Below are 19,041 nucleotides of genomic sequence, written 5' to 3' on the forward strand. Positions count from 1 at the left end.
AATGAAAAATGTAAGATGTTGCGTGATCAGTATGTTCGTCACGTTTTCCTATGTACTGTGTTGTTTTGCACAGCAATCAAACCATAATTCCCCAAGTTTGCTTTTGGAGCAAATAGGGGAGCCAGAGTTTTTGAGACAGGAAAGCCTTTTGGTCAATACCTTGTTCACAGGCGGTTATAACAAATGGAGTGGGGACTCCATACTGACGATTCTATTGCCAAAAATTTGGCAGGAGAGAGACTCCTTGCTGGCTATCCATATAGATGCTGCAAGGACGGATATTCGCTATTATTATGCCAATGCTTTGAACGATCTATGCCACGGAATACGGGTTAAGTTGAGTCGAGATCAGGCATGGAAGCGTCTTGCCGACACGATTTCGATGGACACACGTCTTCCATTGGTAAAAGATTTGATCTATAGTATATCGGCCAATCGTTATATGGATACCTATGTAGGTAACGAATTGCTAGAGTTGTTTCTTCAAGCGAGGGAAAATGGAGAGAGTATCCTTTCCGAGAAGATCGGACTGCCTATCGATTCGCTTAAACATTTAGCTATGCAGTATGGAGAGACATTTTTGAAGATTCCTTATGCTGAAAAATGCTTGCCCGCAGCTTTGGCAGAACGTTATTTGGCAAACCAATTGTTGGATAATGTGGAAAAGAAAGATTTACTGAAGACTGCCGCCATACGCGGTGTAATGGTCAGTAGTTTTCCCAACAGCACTTATCTCCCCTTATGTGATGGAGAAATGCTGAAGCTGGAAGAAATGCTTGCCCAAACCGAACAAAACAAGAACATCGTATTGGTCAAAAAGGCAGCAGACATAAAATCGTTGGCCGAGCTAATAAGACCACATAAAGGAAAGGTAGTATACCTGGATTTCTGGGGCACCTGGTGCGGTCCCTGTATAATCGAACTTGTGCAGCATACAAAGGCAATGAAAACGCATTTTAAGGATCAGGACGATTTGGTTTTCATATACCTGGCCATGGAGGAGAAAGGTAGTGAAGATAAGTGGCGGCAGTTCGTGTTCCTTCACGAACTGACAGGTTATCATCTTTGCAAAAGCAGCGAAGAAATGGAGCCTTTTTGGGTTGATCTCTTGAGGACAGAAAATGTTCCCCGTTTTTATCCCACGTACGCTATCTTTGATAAGAAAGGGAATCTGGTAAATGCAAATGCCCTACGGCCCAGTAATGGAGAGGCCTTGTATAAACAATTGGAGGAACAATTGAACAAATGATAACTGCCATAGCCATAGACGACGAACCCATTGCCCTAGAGGTGATTCGTTCACATGCCGAAAAGTTGGATTTCCTAAGATTGAAGGCCTACTTTACCAATGCCTTCAAGGCAATAACGTACTTGGAAGACCATTCGATGGATATATTGTTCCTAGACATCAACATGCCCGACATTTCAGGGATGGACGTGCTCAAAAAATTGGTAGTTCCCCCTTTGGTTATTTTTACTACGGCTTATGCCGAGCATGCCGTACAAGGTTTTGAACTGGATGCGGTGGACTATCTGTTGAAGCCCTTTTCTTTCACGAGGTTTGAAAAGGCTGTTCATAAAGCCCACGAACTATTGAAACTAAGGACGGAACTGGCAGAGCGGGAGAACAAAAGCATTATGGTAAAGTGCGGGTACCAGCAGGTAAAGCTCGTACTCGATGACATCATCTTCTTGGAAGCCAACGGCAATTATGTGACTTTCTTCCACAAGAACGGCCAGTCGACGGGCCGATTGAAGCTGGCCGAATGCGAACTGCTATTGCAAGAGGGGGATTTTGTGCGCATTCACCGCTCCTTCATGGTCAACAGACAAAAGATAGAACGAATGGATCGAGACCAGGTCATGGTAAAAGGAGGACATTATCTTCCCGTTAGTACTTCTTATAAGAAAAACCTCGTTTAAGTGAATGGGGTTGATTTGACGAAGTAAATCCAACTACCATTTGAAAATACTGTTTAAAGTATAACTTCTCTAGTCTTTAAGCTTTTAGATCAAATACTCAAACAAGGTCTGGTCGTTATTGATCTCTATCACGTCAAAATTATAATCGTCCATACGCTGGCGCAGCGCAGCATAGTCATTAGCCTCTTTCAGTTCAATACCTACCAGGGCGGGGCCACGTTCGCGTTCGGTTTTCTTTATAAATTCAAAACGGGTGATATCATCATTGGGACCCAATACTTCAGTAACAAATAGCTTGAGTGCTCCAGGCCTTTGCGGAAAGCGAACGATGAAATAATGTTTCAGCCCTTCATATAGCAAGGAACGCTCCTTGATTTCGGCCATTCGGTCTATGTCATTGTTCCCGCCGCTGACGATGCAAACTACCTTTTTGCCCTTTATTTCCCCCTTGAATAGGTCGAGAGCCGCCACAGATAGTGCCCCCGCTGGCTCGGCTACGATGGCGTCTTCATTATACAAACGCAAGATGGTGGTACAGACCTTTCCCTCGGGTACCAATTCCATGCGGTTCAAGAGTTCTTGGCAATAGTGGTACGTGAGGTCTCCCACGCGCTTCACCGCAGCGCCATCTACAAATCGGTTGATACTATCCAAGGCCACTGGATGGTGGCGTAAAAGCGCCTCTTTCATGGAAGGAGCTCCCTCAGGTTCTACGCCCCATAGTTGCACATCGCTTTTTTTACTACGAAGGTAATGGCTCACACCCGATGCCAGGCCACCGCCTCCTATTGGTATGATGATGGCCTCCACATCTGGCAAGTCTTCCAGTATCTCTACACCTACGGTACCTTGGCCTTCTATGATGGCTGGGTCATCAAAGGGAGGGATGAAAGTCATGCCGTGAGCCTCGGTATATAGCAAAGCTTCGGCAAGGCAATCGTCAAACGTATCACCAACGAGGACAATTTTCACATTGCCTTTGCCGAACATCTCCGTTTGGCTCACCTTTTGCCTCGGAGTGGGGGTGGGCATGAAAATGACACCAGGAATATCAAGCCTCTTGCAAGAAAACGCCACGCCTTGGGCATGGTTGCCCGCACTGGCGCAGACTACTCCTTTTTGGAGCTGTTCTTTCGGCAAGTTACTTATCTTATTGTACGCTCCTCGCAATTTGTAGGAACGTACTACTTGCAAATCTTCCCTTTTTAGATATATATCAGCACCATATCGCTCGGATAGGCGTGCATTGTACTGCAAAGGTGTGCGGTTTACCACGTCTTTGATACGTGTCAGTGCCGCTTCACTATCGAGTACATAATCTTCTGTTGTCATTTTATGCTGTTATGCTTGGCTTTAGGCTAAGCTTCTACTTTTACTAAGTTTATCAGATCTTCGTCCGTTATTTGCTTTTTCTGGTCGGCAAGGTCGAGGAAACGTTTGTATGCGTCGGCCAGTTGCTCCTTGTCCAAGGAAAAACCGAGCCGCTCTAGATGATGCTTTAAGGCGTGTCTCCCGCTACGGGCTGTAAGGATGATATCGGCCTCGGCCAGACCTACATCTTCCGGCTTGATGATCTCGTAGTTCTCGCGATGTTTCAAGAAACCATCCTGATGGATTCCCGAGCTATGGGCAAAAGCATTTCGTCCCACAATCGCTTTGTTTGGTTGCACGGGCATGTTCATCATTTCGCTCACCTTCCGACTTATATGGGTGAACAGCTTGCTATTGATATTGGTTCCCACCTTTAGACTTTGCTGATGCACCTTCATGATCATGGCCACTTCCTCTAGCGAGGTATTTCCCGCACGCTCGCCTATGCCATTAATGGTGCATTCGATTTGTCGGGCACCGTTCTGTACGCCGGCTATGGAATTGGCCGTAGCAAGCCCCAAGTCGTTGTGGCAGTGAGCCGAGATAATAGCCTGATCGATATTTTTTACGTGCTCTTTCAAGAATTTAATCTTCGCACCGTACTGATCGGGCAAGCAATAGCCATTTGTATCGGGTATATTCACTACAGTGGCACCCGCAGCAATGACCGCTTCAATCATTTTGGCAAGAAATTCAAGGTCTGCACGTCCTGCATCCTCCGCATAGAATTCTACGTCTTCCACATATTTCTTGGCATGCTTTACGGCTGCCACGGCACGCTCCAAGATGGCCTCGCGCGTACTGTTGAATTTGTATTGAATGTGCATATCCGATGCACCGATGCCGGTGTGGATACGGGGGCGTTTAGCATATTTCAAGGCATCTGCCGCCACATCGATATCGTTTTCATTGGCCCTGGTAAGGGCGCAAATAATGACGTCGTTTACCGCTTTGGAAAGTTCCACCACGCTTTGGAAATCGCCAGGGCTAGACACCGGAAAGCCAGCTTCGATGATATCGACGCCGAGTTTTTCCAGGTCTTTGGCAATTTCAATTTTTTCTACTGTGGTCAGTTGACAGCCAGGTACTTGCTCCCCGTCGCGTAGCGTGGTGTCAAAGATGTACAGGTGATTTGGATCGTGTAACATATCTTAGGTTTTTTAGTTTGCTATTTCCTGTTTTTGAGCGATTACTTGCAGCACCTGCTTGCCCATTTCCTTGGTGCCAAGCACCTGCTTGCTATCAGTCTTTGCATCGGCGATGTCGGCCGTGCGATAGCCCGCTTTCAACACGTCGGCTACGGCCTTAGTCACGGTTTTGGCTTCTTCGGTCAGGCCGAAGGCAATCTCCAGCATCAATGCTGCCGAGAGGATAGAAGCCAAAGGGTTGGCCTTGTTCTGGCCAGCTATGTCGTGCGCAGAGCCATGGATCGGTTCAAAGAAACCGGTGCTGTCGCCGATAGAAGCTGAAGCCAGCATACCCATGGAGCCTGCTATTTGAGAAGCTTCATCCGTAAGGATGTCTCCAAAAAGGTTGGCGGTTAGTACCACATCGAATTTCTTCGGGTTCTTTACCAATTGCATGGCCGCATTGTCAATGAACATATGCTCGGTTTCCACTTCGGGATACCGCTTTGCCACTTCCTGTACCACCTCCCTCCACAGCCTGGAAGTTTCCAGTACGTTGGCCTTGTCTACGGAGCATAGTCTTTTTGACCTGGCCTGTGCTGCTTCAAAGGCCTTGATAGCTATACGCTCTACTTCGTAGCGATGGTAGTTCATCAGATCGGAAGCAAAATTGTTGTCTTCTGAACGTTTCTTTTCGCCGAAATAAACATCGCCGGTCAGCTCCCTGAAAAACAATATATCTGTACCCCGAAGTACCTCAGGTTTGAGGCTCGAAGCATCCAGCAATTCATCGAACAACAAGATAGGACGTAGATTGGCATAAAGACCAAGTTCTTTCCGTATTTTCAACAAGCCCTGCTCGGGCCGTATCTTGGCCGTGGGGTCATTGTCGTACTTGATATGGCCAATGGCACCGAAAAGTATAGCATCCGAAGCCTTTGCTTTTGCCAATGTATCATCCGGAAGGGGATTGCCCATGGCTTCTATAGCCGTATGGCCCATAATGGCTTCATCAAAACTAAAGTCATGACCAAATTGCGTAGCCACCTGTTCCAGCACTGCCTTTCCCCATGTGGTCACTTCCTGGCCAATGCCATCACCCGGTATTACTAGAATATTCTTTTTCATTTTTATTGGTATCGAGAAGGGATAAGGCAAGCGGGTAGAAGGCATAGGGCTTTGACACAGCCTCAAACCTTACAACCATATACCTTAGACTTCATATTCTATCTTTTTTCGTATTCCTCTATTTTATCTATGTTACTCAAGATGTAATCGATATCGTCGTAGCCATTGATTAAGCAAGCCTTCTTGTACGGATTGATTTCAAATTCCTCCGATTCGCCTGTGCTCAGCAACGTGATTGTCTGTTTTTCCAGGTTCACTTCCAGTTCTGTGCTGGGGTCATTAAAGACCGCAGCAAAAATCTTTTGGAGAAACGCTTCGCTCACCTGCACGGGCAGCAAGCCATTGTTCAGTGCATTGCCTTTGAAGATATCGGCAAAGAAGCTGCTTACCACTACGTCAAAGCCGTAGTCTGAAATAGCCCAAGCCGCGTGTTCGCGACTGCTACCGCAACCGAAGTTCTTTCCTCCTACCAATATTTTTCCCGAAAAGGTATTGTCATTCAAAACGAAACCCGTTATCGGTTTATTGTCACTGTCGTAACGCCAATCCCTAAATAGATTATTGCCAAAACCTTCCCTGGTTGTTGCCTTTAAAAAGCGTGCAGGGATGATTTGATCCGTATCAATGTTCTCCGTAGGGATCGGTACCACGCCCGACTGTATGTATTGAAATGTTTTTGTTGCCATCTTTTTTTGTTGTCAGTTGTGTGTTGTGTGTTGTGAGCACGAATGGAAACTCGCAACTCATAACGGGCAACTCGCAACTAAATTAATTCTCTTATATCCGTTACCTTACCCGTTACAGCAGCGGCTGCGGCCATGAGCGGGCTGGCCAAAAACGTGCGTGAGTTTGGCCCTTGCCTTCCTTCAAAATTCCTGTTTGAAGTAGAGATGCAATATTTCCCTGCCGGAATTTTATCTTCGTTCATCCCCAGGCAAGCACTACAGCCAGGCTCACGAAGGCCAAAGCCCGCGGCCTCAAATACCTTATCCAAACCTTCTTTGATGGCTTGTTGTTCCACTTGCTTTGACCCGGGTACGACCCACACGGTCACATCATCGGCCTTTTTCTTTCCTTTTATAAACTCGGCAACTTGCCTTAGGTCCTCGATGCGGGAGTTGGTACAACTTCCTATAAAAACGTAATCTATCGGATGTCCCTCAATAGGAGTATCGTCTTGGAGACCCATGTACTGTAGTGCCTTTTTATAGGACAATTGCTCCTGATCGCTAAATTGACCAGCATCCGGAATTTTTTCGTCTACGCCTATGCCCATACCGGGATTCGTTCCATAGGTAATCATAGGGGCTATATCTTCAGCCCGGAAGCTATAGACCTTGTCAAACACGGCATCATCATCAGAGAAAAGCGTTTTCCAATAGGCTAATGCTTTGTCCCAGGCATCACCTTTAGGGGCAAATTCACGTCCCTCCACATAATCAAAGGTGATTTGGTCTGGGGCAATCAATCCTCCCCGTGCTCCCATTTCGATGCTCATGTTGCAGATGGTCATCCGGCCTTCCATGCTTAGCGAGCGGATGGTGTCGCCAGCGTACTCTACAAAATACCCCGTGCCTCCGGCAGCAGATATTTGCGATATAATATATAGTATAATGTCTTTGGCTCCTACGCCCTTTTGGAGCTGGCCATTGACCTCAATTTTCATTCTTTTTGGGCGTTGCTGCAATAAGCATTGCGTAGCCATCACCTGCTCTACTTGGGAAGTACCAATGCCAAAGGCGATGGCCCCGAAAGCACCGTGAGTAGAAGTATGGCTGTCGCCGCATACATAGGTACAACCAGGTCTAGTGATACCGAGTTCCGGCCCTATGACGTGTACTATGCCTTGATAAGGATGGCCCAGGCCGTATAGCTCAATGCCAAATTCTGCACAGTTTTTGGTGAGCATCTCTACTTGAAGGCGAGATAGCTCCTCTTTTATAGGTTGGTCTTGATGAAGGGTAGGGACGTTATGATCTGCTGTTGCCACGGTTTGCTTAGGGCGGAAAACAGGAATGCCTCTTTGGCGAAGGCCATTAAAAGCCTGTGGACTGGTTACCTCATGGATAAAATGCGTATCGATGTACAAGATATCCGGAAACCCTTCCTTAGTGCTGACGACATGTGCGTCCCAAATCTTATCAAATAATGTCTTTCCCATATTTTTTGTTTCCTCCAAGTTCACTAAGAGGGATCGTTGTTTGTTTAGCGTTTGCGAAAATACGGAAATTGGTTTATAGATTCCGCTTTCTTGTAAAAGAACCGAAACGTTATCCACCAGTTGGCGGATAACGCTCGGTCTTGCTTGTTAGCTTAGTTTAAACCGTTTCTGGTTGGTTTTCTGGGCGTAGGCTACGTACGGCATTACCTGCTTGCCACATTTCGCTGTCGCGCAGTTCTTTCAATTCAGCTTCTAGTTTTACCCGATAATCTGGTTGGCTATTGCTGTCGATCGAGCGTTGTGATTCTTTGCCAGTTGCAACGCTTTCATATAATTCTTTAAATACCGGAGCTGTAGCATCACGGAACTTTTTCCACCAGTCTAGCGCGCCACGTTGTGCCGTGGTAGAACAGTTGGCATACATCCAGTCCATCCCGTTTTCTGCTACCAAAGGCATTAAGGATTGCGTCAACTCTTCTACCGTTTCGTTGAAGGCTTCTGAAGGTGAGTGGCCATTGTCGCGCAATACTTGGTATTGGGCAGCAAAGATCCCTTGGATAGCGCCCATTAGCGTTCCACGCTCGCCGGTAAGGTCGGAGAATACTTCCTTCTTGAAGTCTGTTTCGAAAAGATAACCACTGCCCACTGCGATACCAAGTGCAATTACACGGTCCTTCGCTTTGCCTGTGGCATCTTGGAAGATGGCGTAGCTGGAGTTGAGCCCACGGCCTTGCAGGAACATGCGGCGCAGCGATGTGCCAGATCCTTTAGGAGCAACGAGAAATACATCTACATCTGCTGGAGGAATAATGCCGGTTTGCTCGTTGAACGTGATGCCAAAGCCGTGTGAAAAATACAAGGCTTTGCCTTTTGTCAAATTCTTTTTCACGGTAGGCCATAGCTCAATTTGAGCTGCATCGCTCAAAAGGTAGCAAATGATGGTGCCCTTTTCCAACGCTTCTTCTATTTCAAAAAGAGTTTCGCCGGGTACGAAACCATCAGCTACGGCTTTGTCCCATGATTTGGAATTTTTACGTTGACCAACAATCACGTTGATGCCGTTATCTTTTTGGTTCAAAGCCTGTCCAGGACCCTGAACACCATAGCCTATGACAGCTACGGTCTCGTCTTTCAATACTTCTTGTGCCTTCTCTAAGGGGAACTCCTCACGGGTTACTACGTCTTCTATAACGCCCCCAAAATTGATTTTTGCCATTTTTACGTTGTTTTTATTGGTGTTTATTTTTGATGGGGCATCCTCCAATTATTGGTGGATGCCCTTATTTTTAATTCATTTTTTCAATGCCCGACGTTGTGCCAACGCATATCCGTAGTGCATATTGTCGTGTGCCAAAGAACAGGTGACAATCTCCTCGATGCTGGTCATTTCATATCCATAGGTGTCGGTAGCAAAGGGCTTCATCTCGGCAAATACACCATTTCCTAGGTCTTCCTCTATTTGAGAAATCCATGAAAACGCATATTGCTTTAATGCTTCAATTTCCGCACTCTCAATCCATTTTTCGGGTTTTGAACCTTTGCGGTAGTCAGCTAGAAATGGGACATCTGCTGGAGCATATTTTACCCCTGTTCGGAGATAGCATAGACCTGGAGTACTCACTACGATATGTCCAAAGTTCCAGCCCACGTTGTTCCTAAATCCCTGCGGGATCTCATTGATCTGTTCGATAGAAAGCGTATCCAATAGCGCTATAAATAGCTCTCTTGTACGGATGATATATTTGAACGTCTCTTTCACTTTTTAATTCCTTTTATTATTGCTTGCCTTATCAAATTAACCTGTCAGCTTTTAGTTCTCCCGGCCGCCCAGGGGCGAATGAGATCCCTCTATCAAGCTCGGAATGACGAATGACTGGCTGACCAATCAACTACATGGTAAACACTTTGTCCTGCTTGTTCAGGAACTCGTTTTCCACCACTTCTTGAGCGGGCTCACTTTGCTCAAATTCTTTGAGCTTCCTGTGGAAACCTTCGCTGTCCTTGATGATGGCAATGCGCGCACCCCTGACAAATTCGATTAAATTATACTCGGCAAGAGCAGCGGTGAGCTTGTCTATCTCTTCGCGATGCCCTGCCGTTTCAAACACAGTATAGTCGCTTCTTATCACCACGGCATGCGCTCCGTACTCGCGCAGCAAACGTTCGATGGGGGCTTTTTCTGCAACTACATCGGTAGAAACTTTAAATAAAGCTTGTTCTTGCCAGATCAGCTCGTCATTGGTATTGTAGTAGGCTTTAAGTACCTCTACTTGCTTCTCTATCTGGCGGCATAGTTTGCGTACTACTTCCTCCGTTTCATTGATGACAATCGTAAACCTATGGATGCCCTCTGCCTCCGATGGAGAAGTGTTTAAACTCTCTATATTGATCTTCCTGCGCGAGAAGATAATAGAGATCCTATTGATCATGCCAATAGTGTTCTCTGTATATAAGGTGATGGTATATTCTTGTTTTTCCATTGTAAATTAAAAATTAAAAAGGCAATTAACCATTATTTCAATCTTATCTCACTCACGCTGCTGCCTTGAGGTACCATGGGAAATACGTTGTTCTCCTTAGTGACCATCACTTCCAGTAAGTAGGAACCGTCATGGTCGAGCATCTCTTTGAGAGCGTCTTTCAGATCTTCCCTTTTGCAGACTTGCTTTCCCGGAATATGGTATCCTTGTGCTACGGTGACGTAGTCAGGACTTGTGATATTTACAAATGAATAGCGCTTGTCGTGGAACATTTGTTGCCATTGGCGTACCATGCCCAAGAATTGGTTGTTGAGAATCAAGATTTTCACCTTGGCTCCAAATTGCATGATGGTTCCTAGTTCTTGGATAGTCATCTGTATACCGCCATCACCTATGATAGCTACTACGGTTCTATCAGGCGCACCGTACCAGGCACCTATTGCTGCCGGCAAGCCAAAACCCATGGTCCCCAACCCGCCAGAAGTGACATTGCTCTTGCTTTGCTTAAAACGGGCATAGCGGCAGGCTACCATCTGATGTTGGCCCACATCGGTAGTGATAACGGCATCATCATCCGTTAGTTCATTGAGTAGGCGAAGTACTTCCCCCATGGTCATTTCATCACTGGTTGGGTTCAATTCGGGGTGAATGACCTGTTTGATTTCTTCCTGTTCCAGCTTGCGGAATTCGGCAAGCCATTCCTCATGCTTGTTTTCTGCTATCAAGCTTGTCAATAAAGGCAATGTCTCTTTGCAGTCGCCCCAAACGGGAACCGTGGTCTTAACATTTTTGTCTATTTCCGCCGGATCGATATCCAAGTGGATGATTTTTGCCTGTTTGGCATATTTGTCCAGCCTGCCGGTGACCCGATCGTCGAAACGCATGCCCACGGCGATAAGCACGTCACAGGAGTTTGTCATCACATTGGGGGCATAGTTGCCGTGCATACCCAACATGCCTACGTTCAGGGGATGGTCTGTAGGCAAGGCGCTTAGTCCCATAATGGTCCAACCTGCCGGAAGACCGGCTTTTTCGATAAAATCCTTGAACTCTTTTTCCGCCTTGCCCAAAATAACTCCTTGGCCAAATAGGACGAAAGGTTTCTTAGCATTGTTTATCAGTTCGGCAGCACGTTCTATATACTCTTTCCTTATGATAGGCTTGGGCCTATAGCTACGGATGTGATGGCATGGAGTGTACCCAGCATAATCAAACAGCTGGAACTGGGCATTTTTGGTGATGTCGATCAGTACCGGCCCGGGGCGGCCAGTTCGGGCTATATAAAAAGCCTTGGCCAGTGCCATAGGGATTTCGTTTGCGTCGGTCACTTGGTAATTCCATTTGGTGACAGGCGTAGTGATGTTGATAACGTCCGTTTCCTGAAAAGCATCCGTTCCTAAGAGATGGGCAAAGACCTGTCCGGTGATGCAGACAATGGGATTGCTATCTATCATGGCATCGGCAAGGCCGGTAACCAGGTTGGTTGCTCCCGGTCCGCTGGTAGCGAAGACTACCCCCGTGCGGCCGCTGGTACGTGCATAGCCTTGCGCCGCGTGTATCCCTCCTTGCTCGTGCCGTACCAAGATATGTTTCAAGCGATCTGTATAGTCGTACAAGGCATCGTAGATGGGCATGATGGCTCCTCCCGGATATCCGAAAATGGTGTCCACGCCTTCGGCCAATAAGGCCTCCATTACGGCCTTTGAACCACTTATCTGTGTCATTTCTGCTACTTCTTCCGCTTGGCTTTCCGCCTGAACCTTCGTTATGTCGATCGTATTCATAAAAACCTAATTTTGGTCTATATTGTCGTTGTTGGCTTCATTTGATCTTTAGCATTCATCCGTAACGCAGCCTGCTGCGGCGTTAGATACGGTCTTGGCATATTTATAGAGCACGCCCTTTGTTACTTTAAGCGGGGGTTGTTGCCAGCCTTTCTTCCTTTCGGCAATTTCCTCCTTGCTGATGAGCAAATTAATGGTATTGTTGACGGCATCTATTTCGATGATGTCATTGTCCTTCACAAGGCCTATCAGCCCGCCTTCGTAGGCTTCTGGCGTGATATGACCCACCACAAAGCCATGCGTGCCACCCGAAAAGCGGCCATCGGTGATCAGGGCAACACTTTTTCCCAATCCGGCACCGATAATGGCAGAAGTGGGTTTCAGCATTTCGGGCATACCGGGCGCTCCCTTAGGGCCTTCGTTTTTGATAACCACTACATCCCCGTTATGTACTCTTCCAGAAGATATACCCGCTATGAGGTCATGTTCCCCGTCGAAAACCCGTGCGGGACCCACGAAGCGCTCACCTTCTTTGCCGGAAATCTTTGCTACACTGCCGCCCTCGGCCAAGTTGCCATACAATATTTGCAGGTGCCCGGTCGGTTTCAGTGGGTTGTCCAGTGTATGGATAATATCCTGATCCACTTCATCGATGGGTGTTACGTCAGACAGGTTTTCCGCCATCGTTTTTCCCGTTACGGTAAGGCAATTGCCATGCAATAGCCCCTCGTTTAGCAAGTATTTTAATACCGCGGGGATGCCTCCATACTGATGCAAATCCTGCATGAGATATTTCCCGCTTGGCTTAAAATCGGCCAATACGGGGGTGGTATCGCTCATGCGCTGGAAATCGTCCTGGGTGATTTCTATGCCCACGCTTTTCCCCATAGCGATGAAATGCAACACGGCATTGGTGCTGCCACCTAGTATAATGATGACACGAAGCGCATTTTCAAAGGCTTCTCGCGTCATGATATCGCTCGGTTTGATATCCCTTTCCAGCAAGATGCGGAGGTATTTGCCCGCTTCCAGGCATTCGTTCTTCTTGTCTTCGCTCACCGCCGGGTTTGAGGAGGAATAAGGGAGGCTCATGCCCAGGGCCTCGATGGCCGAGGCCATCGTATTGGCGGTGTACATGCCGCCACAGGCACCTGCTCCGGGGCAAGTATGCCTTACAATGCCATTAAAGTCCTCTTCTGAAAGGTTGCCGGCAATCTTTTGTCCCAATGCTTCAAAGGCAGATACGATATTCAAATCCTGTCCTTTGTAGTGCCCGGGTGCGATGGTGCCGCCATAGACCATGATTGATGGCCTATTCAGCCTACCCATGGCAATAATGGACCCGGGCATGTTCTTGTCGCAGCCCGGTATGGTAATGAGTCCGTCATAGTATTGACCTCCGCATATTGCTTCTATACTGTCTGCAATGATGTCGCGACTCACCAAGGAATAGCGCATGCCATCGGTGCCGTTGCTCATGCCGTCGCTAACGCCTATGGTGTTAAAGACTAAACCTACCAATTCATTGCCCCATACGCCCTTTTTTACATATTGCGCTAGTTCGTTCAGGTGCATGTTGCAGGTATTTCCGTCATAGCCCATGCTTGCAATACCCACCTGGGCCTTGTCCATATCGGCATCCGTGAGGCCAATGCCGTATAACATTGCTTTTGCAGCAGGTTGGGTCTTGTCTTGTGTAAAGATCCTGCTGTACTTATTAAGTTCGTTCGTTTTTGTTGTTTTTTCGTCTTCAGTTAGCATGTCAGATGATGACTTCATAATTTTCTGTTTCTAATACAAGATTTTTATACGTGCGTTGAATAGTAGCTCCCAATGTCTCGGTCCAGTTTTCAGGAAACTGAACACCGTCTACCGACGCAACGCCTATAATCTCTGTTGCTGTGCCACATAAGAATGCGCTATCGGCATCTTTTAGATCGGCCAGCGTGAGCGGCTTCTCTTCAACATCTATATTTAATCTGTTGCAAATAGCTATCACGGTAGATCTTGTAATGCCTGGATAGATTTGGCCCAGGGGAGGGGTATAGAGCTTATAGTCCTTCTCAATGAAGATATTTTCGCTTGATGCTTGTGCTATGTAACCGTCTTTGTCAAGCAAAAGAGCTTCGTCAAAACCCTTTGACCGCGCTTCGTTGGTAGCCAATATGGATTGAAAATATTGTCCGCTTATTTTTGCCTGAATCTGACCAGTGGCTTCGGCATCAAATCTTTTTAGTGCACTCACGGTAAGATTTACCAATTTCTGACCAAGAAATGGTCCCCATTCCCAAGCGGCAATAAGTATGTTCGATTGTTGCGGTACGGAAAAATGCATGTCTGAACCACTCATGACCAATGGCCTGATATAGGCAGACCGCATATTGTTTACCTCGAGCAATTTGTAGGAACTTTCTATCAGATCGGCAATAGACCAGGGAAAGGGAATATGAAGCCTATCACAGGCGTTCTTCAAACGTTCGAAATGCTCTTCAGCCTTAAACATCCGTGACCCATTATGGGTATTATATGCCCGGATGCCCTCGAATACACCATAGCCATAATGAAGAGCTTGACTATAAACGTTTATGCCAGCAGACTGGGCACTTAAAAAAGACCCATTGAGGTATATTTGCGTTGACTGATCGTAGTAATTCATTCGCTCTAAATTTTGGGCCTAAATCCTTGTACCTAGGTTCGTCCGAAGATTTAAACACACTTATTTATATCGCTATCTTTTGATATATCCAAATCGAAATTCAAGGTAGGATGATAAAATGAAATTTTCAATAGGGGAGGCTCAAAAAGTTGAATTAGAATAAAATTGTGTTTATTGGTGTATTTCAAAATTTTGTTTTGTGTATTCTGAATTTATACAATATAAAACAAGCATCAACTATACCAAAACCTATAACGGTATACGGTATTCGGTAGGTTGAACAGCGAGCTTATGGTTGATTTTCTTCCCAAAAGAGGAGTAATTGCATGGAAAGTTGAAAAAAAACAGGCCTGATGACGATTGGTATCAGGCCTGTTTCTATCTGAACATAATGTTCTAATTGGAGTTGTTTTCTTCTGATGCTTCGCGGTTCAATATGCCATCTGCGAGCACAATAATGTTGTCGTTCAAGACCTCAACAACCCCACCTTTTATATAGAAGGTGCTTTCTACTCCCTTCGATTGGCGAACAATTACTTTGCCATCGTCCAGAGTAGATATGATGGGGGCGTGTTGTTTCAATATCTCAAATGAGCCTGCACTACCAGGTACAACCACCGAAATCGCTTCTCCTTTGTATATAGACTTGTCGGGTGTGATAATTTGCAAATTCATTTGTTCTCTTTATATTATAAGAGGCCCGCCTAATTTTTGTTCATTTGGGCGGGCACTCTATTCTCTTGCACTCTTTTTTTTCTTGTTATTGCGCGTCTGACAACAATTTCTTGCCTTTCTCTATTGCGTCGTCAATGGTGCCTACCAAGTTAAAGGCGGCTTCCGGATATTGATCCACTTCGCCGTCCATGATCATGTTAAAGCCCTTGATCGTGTCCTTAATATCTACCAATACACCTTTGAGTCCAGTGAACTGTTCCGCTACGTGGAATGGTTGGGATAGAAAACGTTGAACACGCCTTGCACGCGAAACGGTCAGCTTGTCTTCTTCAGACAGTTCGTCCATACCCAAGATGGCGATGATATCTTGCAGTTCTTTGTAGCGTTGCAAGATCTCTTTCACGCGCTGAGCGGTGTTGTAGTGCTCGTCGCCCAAAACCGTAGGGTTCAAAATTCTGGAGGTAGAGTCCAATGGGTCTACCGCAGGATAAATCCCAAGTTCCGAAATCTTACGTGAAAGTACGGTCGTTGCATCCAAGTGAGCAAAGGTAGTAGCTGGAGCAGGGTCCGTCAAGTCATCTGCCGGCACGTATACCGCTTGTACAGAAGTGATGGATCCATTTTTGGTAGAAGTGATACGCTCCTGCATAAGGCCCATTTCAGTAGCCAAAGTAGGTTGGTACCCTACCGCCGATGGCATACGGCCCAGCAGCGCCGATACTTCGGAACCAGCTTGGGTGAAACGGAAGATATTGTCAATGAAGAACAATATATCGCGACCTGCACCGTCACCTTCCCCATCACGGAAATACTCGGCAACAGTCAGCCCAGAAAGGGCCACCCTTGCACGTGCACCTGGAGGTTCGTTCATTTGTCCGAAGACAAAGGTACATTTGGAGTTTCTCAGCGCTTCTTCGCTGATCTCTTCCAAGTTCCATTCGCCTTTTTCCATGCTGTGCAAGAACTCGTCACCGTAGGTGATAATGCCCGACTCGATCATCTCGCGCAACAAGTCGTTCCCTTCGCGGGTACGCTCACCTACACCGGCAAATACCGAAAGACCAGAATAAGCTTTCGCAATATTGTTGATAAGTTCTTGGATCAATACCGTTTTGCCAACACCGGCACCACCGAACAATCCGATTTTACCACCCTTTGCATAAGGCTCGATTAGGTCGATCACCTTGATGCCCGTGAATAGGATTTCGCTTTCCGTAGAAAGATCTTCAAATTTTGGGGGATGGCTATGTATAGGGCGGCCGTTCGTTTTGTCCAAGCTCTTGAAACCGTCAATAGGATCGCCAACCACATTAAATACGCGGCCTTTTATGCCGTCGCCAATGGGCATTTTTATGGGGCTTCCGGTGCTTATTACAGGCATTCCACGAACCAAACCATCGGTAGAATCCATGGCGACCGTACGCACGCGATCTTCTCCCAAATGCTGCTGAACCTCTAATACAAGGCGTTGGCCATTTGATTTTTCGATTTCCAATGCATCAAAGATCTTCGGCAGGGAGGCGCTGTCAGCAAAGCTTACATCGACCACCGGACCGATAATTTGAGCAATTTTTCCGTTACTGGACATATTGAGTTGAGACTTATTTGTTTTATTTAATGTATTACTGCCTAAAATATAGGTTTTTATATCGAGACTGCAAAAATAAGCTTTATAGTGTAAATTCAAATAACTAAATGAAAGATTTTTATGTTTGACAGTTATTTTTGCTGCTGGTACCTTTCAACTATATCCGAATGCCTGAAGACATTTTTAAGTCAACGACAGAAACGTGGCTCAATTGTTGCCCTTGTCTGGGAGAGGAGATGATGAGGTGGCGGTGTTGTGGGATATCAAACGTTAATTCTTTTATATGGTGCAAGTAAAAAAGATTTTGGTAACAGGGGCTAATGGCCTAGTGGGGCAGAAGCTGGCAGAGCTGCTGCAAAATGACGAACGATTCGATTGGCGGGTGAGCTCCCGTGGGGACAATAGGAATAAGTTCATCGAAGATTGGCGCTATATTAGCTGCGAGCTGAAGGAAAAGGCAGCCCTATCCGCGATGTTCGACAGCTGGAACCCCGATGTAGTGATCCACACCGCTGCCATGGCCAATGCCGATGCTTGTGAACGAGATCCTTCGGAAAGCCACAGGGTCAATGTAGAAGCGGTACAAACGATATTGGAGCTCTGTGAAGCACGCGGTATCCACCTTATCCATCTTTCTACCGACTTTGTTTTTGACGGAGAAGAAGGCCCATATGATGAGGAAGACGAGCCGAACCCCGTCAATCTATACGGGGAGCATAAGGCGGAAGCGGAGAGGCTCATACAGGCGTCAAAGGTCAATTGGGCCATCGTGCGCACCATTCTGGTATATGGCGTATTGCCGAGCCTCAGCAGGAGCAATATCGTGCTTTGGGCCAAGCAGGCGCTGGAAAACGGGCAAAGTATCACCGTTGTAAATGACCAGTGGCGAATGCCCACGCTGGCAGAAGATCTTGCCGATGCCTGCCTCACCATTGCCGACAGGGGCGCAAAGGGCATTTACCACATCAGCGGCAAGGACGAATTTAGCATTTGCGACATGGTGGACGCCATTGCCGAATTTTGGCAATTGGAGAAATCCTATATCTGCAAGGAAAACTCGCAGACGCTCCAGCAGGACGCCAAACGCCCCAAAAGGACAGGCTTCATCCTGGAAAAAGCGTATGAAGAACTGGACTACGTGCCGCATAGCTTTGGCGAAGGATTGCGGATAGTGGATAGGCAGTTGAAGGAAATAGCTGGAAAATCCGGATAGGCCTGATGCTTGTAGTAAATGGAATTGGATGATTTTTCTTATTTTTCCTTTCGGTCCATTGCTATGGAATTCGTAATACAAATTGCCTATCCTCCGAAATCCACGTCTATGCTTATTTCTATCGGAATGATCCCTTATCCTGCTCTTTCTTTTTCAGGAAACCGACCGCGCCAACGATCGCCCCTCCTACGATCAATCCTATTCCAAAACCCTCGCACATTCCCCTTTTCTTTTGAGATGCGATAGCATCTGATGATCCATATATCCAGAATGCTATTCCTATTGCTAAGATTGCTATGGCTTTAAGTATAAAATGGTGTTTCATTGTAATGAATCTATGGTTTGATGTAGTAATGCTGTTCGTCCTTTAAAGATAAGCAGCCGATCTCTGAAAAACAAACTTCTATAGCATTTCTTTCCCTCCAACTTCATGGTCGATTCACGTACTGAAACAGCAAATCAATATTTTTATCTTGGTTTTCCTGTTTCTTGCCTTGATGCCAACGCTTGTGCCTTCAGCGGATCGAGAGACTGAAGTAATGATTCCAATAGGAGGGGTTCAAGATGTTGTTTCTTTGTAAGGGGGGCTATGTTTGCTTTTGTATCAATAGACAGAATGACATGGACGCTGCATTGAAATATAAAATAGTAGAGAAGATCATCCAGAGTGAGGACGATGCGGTACTCAATAAAATCAAGTCCCTACTGGGTATTCAGGACAAGGACTTCTGGCACGAGCTGCCCCTTTGCCATCACTATTGCTTTGGGGTGCTGCTCAATGAAAACCTTTTTTGTGTCTTGATTATCGCTGACCGATTGTTTGTCTAAAAATATTAGGCTTGTAAATCGTCAGCAAAAAGTGGACACGATATTTTAAAAACTTAAGGAGTGTTTTCATCAAAAACGTTAGATTTAATTATGGGAACACCAAAGAA

The 19,041-nt window shown here is 46.3% G+C and carries 18 protein-coding genes; 4 read left to right on the top strand and 14 right to left on the bottom strand.

What is annotated here, in order from left to right; translation table 11 throughout:
* The first annotated feature begins 1 nt into the window (after position 1).
* Positions 2-1,249 carry a TlpA family protein disulfide reductase gene (locus A37S_RS26320; protein ID WP_157278655.1) on the top strand — a complete coding sequence of 416 codons (1,248 nt, stop codon included), beginning with the start codon at positions 2-4 and terminating at the stop codon, positions 1,247-1,249.
* Complete coding sequence (locus A37S_RS0113550) at positions 1,246-1,923, top strand: LytR/AlgR family response regulator transcription factor (protein WP_028297454.1); 678 nt, start codon at positions 1,246-1,248, stop codon at positions 1,921-1,923. Before A37S_RS26320 ends, A37S_RS0113550 begins: the two co-directional genes overlap by 4 nt.
* An 84-nt stretch (positions 1,924-2,007) precedes the next feature.
* Here the strand turns inward: A37S_RS0113550 and ilvA are convergent, their stop codons facing one another.
* The 13 genes from ilvA to atpD form a co-directional block, all read right to left on the bottom strand.
* On the bottom strand, positions 2,008-3,255 hold the full coding sequence (gene ilvA / locus A37S_RS0113555; RefSeq protein WP_028297455.1) for a threonine ammonia-lyase IlvA: 1,248 nt from the start codon (positions 3,253-3,255) through the stop codon (positions 2,008-2,010).
* Between the two features lie 26 nt (positions 3,256-3,281).
* Positions 3,282-4,442 carry a 2-isopropylmalate synthase gene (locus A37S_RS24735; RefSeq protein ID WP_036602536.1) on the bottom strand — a complete coding sequence of 387 codons (1,161 nt, stop codon included), beginning with the start codon at positions 4,440-4,442 and terminating at the stop codon, positions 3,282-3,284.
* Positions 4,443-4,454: 12 nt separating this feature from the next.
* Positions 4,455-5,549, bottom strand: a complete 1,095-nt coding sequence (leuB, locus tag A37S_RS0113565) for a 3-isopropylmalate dehydrogenase (protein ID WP_028297456.1) — start codon at positions 5,547-5,549, stop codon at positions 4,455-4,457.
* 98 nt (positions 5,550-5,647) lie between these two features.
* Positions 5,648-6,235 (bottom strand): 3-isopropylmalate dehydratase small subunit, encoded by a 588-nt coding sequence (leuD, locus tag A37S_RS0113570; protein WP_028297457.1) that lies wholly within the window; start codon positions 6,233-6,235, stop codon positions 5,648-5,650.
* Positions 6,236-6,312: 77 nt separating this feature from the next.
* A complete protein-coding gene (gene leuC / locus A37S_RS0113575; RefSeq protein ID WP_028297458.1) occupies positions 6,313-7,710 on the bottom strand; it encodes a 3-isopropylmalate dehydratase large subunit in 1,398 nt (465 codons plus the stop codon).
* Between the two features lie 157 nt (positions 7,711-7,867).
* Entirely contained in the window at positions 7,868-8,926 is a 1,059-nt protein-coding gene (ilvC, locus tag A37S_RS0113580; protein WP_028297459.1) for a ketol-acid reductoisomerase, read from the bottom strand.
* A gap of 75 nt (positions 8,927-9,001) precedes the next feature.
* Positions 9,002-9,469: a DinB family protein gene (locus A37S_RS0113585; protein ID WP_028297460.1), complete on the bottom strand. Its 468-nt coding sequence runs from the start codon at positions 9,467-9,469 to the stop codon at positions 9,002-9,004.
* A 130-nt stretch (positions 9,470-9,599) separates the two neighbouring features.
* Positions 9,600-10,190, bottom strand: a complete 591-nt coding sequence (ilvN, locus tag A37S_RS0113590) for an acetolactate synthase small subunit (RefSeq protein ID WP_028297461.1) — start codon at positions 10,188-10,190, stop codon at positions 9,600-9,602.
* A gap of 32 nt (positions 10,191-10,222) precedes the next feature.
* Entirely contained in the window at positions 10,223-11,974 is a 1,752-nt protein-coding gene (ilvB, locus tag A37S_RS0113595; RefSeq protein WP_028297462.1) for a biosynthetic-type acetolactate synthase large subunit, read from the bottom strand.
* Between the two features lie 48 nt (positions 11,975-12,022).
* Positions 12,023-13,753, bottom strand: coding sequence for a dihydroxy-acid dehydratase (gene ilvD, locus A37S_RS0113600; protein ID WP_036602500.1), 1,731 nt, complete (start codon positions 13,751-13,753; stop codon positions 12,023-12,025).
* Positions 13,737-14,630 carry a branched-chain-amino-acid transaminase gene (ilvE, locus tag A37S_RS0113605; RefSeq protein ID WP_028297464.1) on the bottom strand — a complete coding sequence of 298 codons (894 nt, stop codon included), beginning with the start codon at positions 14,628-14,630 and terminating at the stop codon, positions 13,737-13,739. Before ilvE ends, ilvD begins: the two co-directional genes overlap by 17 nt.
* 396 nt (positions 14,631-15,026) lie before the next feature.
* Entirely contained in the window at positions 15,027-15,305 is a 279-nt protein-coding gene (gene atpC, locus A37S_RS24740; RefSeq protein ID WP_036602504.1) for an ATP synthase F1 subunit epsilon, read from the bottom strand.
* Positions 15,306-15,390: 85 nt separating this feature from the next.
* Positions 15,391-16,893, bottom strand: a complete 1,503-nt coding sequence (gene atpD, locus A37S_RS0113615; protein ID WP_028297465.1) for a F0F1 ATP synthase subunit beta — start codon at positions 16,891-16,893, stop codon at positions 15,391-15,393.
* 283 nt (positions 16,894-17,176) lie between these two features.
* Here atpD and A37S_RS0113620 point away from each other — a divergent pair, with 283 nt between their 5' ends.
* Complete coding sequence (locus tag A37S_RS0113620; protein ID WP_028297466.1) at positions 17,177-18,106, top strand: SDR family oxidoreductase; 930 nt, start codon at positions 17,177-17,179, stop codon at positions 18,104-18,106.
* Positions 18,107-18,224: 118 nt separating this feature from the next.
* On the opposite strand, the gene A37S_RS0113625 is transcribed toward A37S_RS0113620, so the two are convergent.
* Positions 18,225-18,431 carry a hypothetical protein gene (locus tag A37S_RS0113625; protein WP_028297467.1) on the bottom strand — a complete coding sequence of 69 codons (207 nt, stop codon included), beginning with the start codon at positions 18,429-18,431 and terminating at the stop codon, positions 18,225-18,227.
* Positions 18,432-18,727: 296 nt separating this feature from the next.
* On the opposite strand from A37S_RS0113625, the gene A37S_RS0113630 reads away from it, so the two are divergent.
* On the top strand, positions 18,728-18,934 hold the full coding sequence (locus A37S_RS0113630) for a hypothetical protein (protein WP_028297468.1): 207 nt from the start codon (positions 18,728-18,730) through the stop codon (positions 18,932-18,934).
* The last annotated feature ends 107 nt before the right edge of the window (positions 18,935-19,041 follow it).

Origin of the sequence: Olivibacter sitiensis DSM 17696, from assembly GCF_000427965.1 — a bacterium.
In the GTDB taxonomy this organism is placed as follows: domain Bacteria; phylum Bacteroidota; class Bacteroidia; order Sphingobacteriales; family Sphingobacteriaceae; genus Olivibacter; species Olivibacter sitiensis.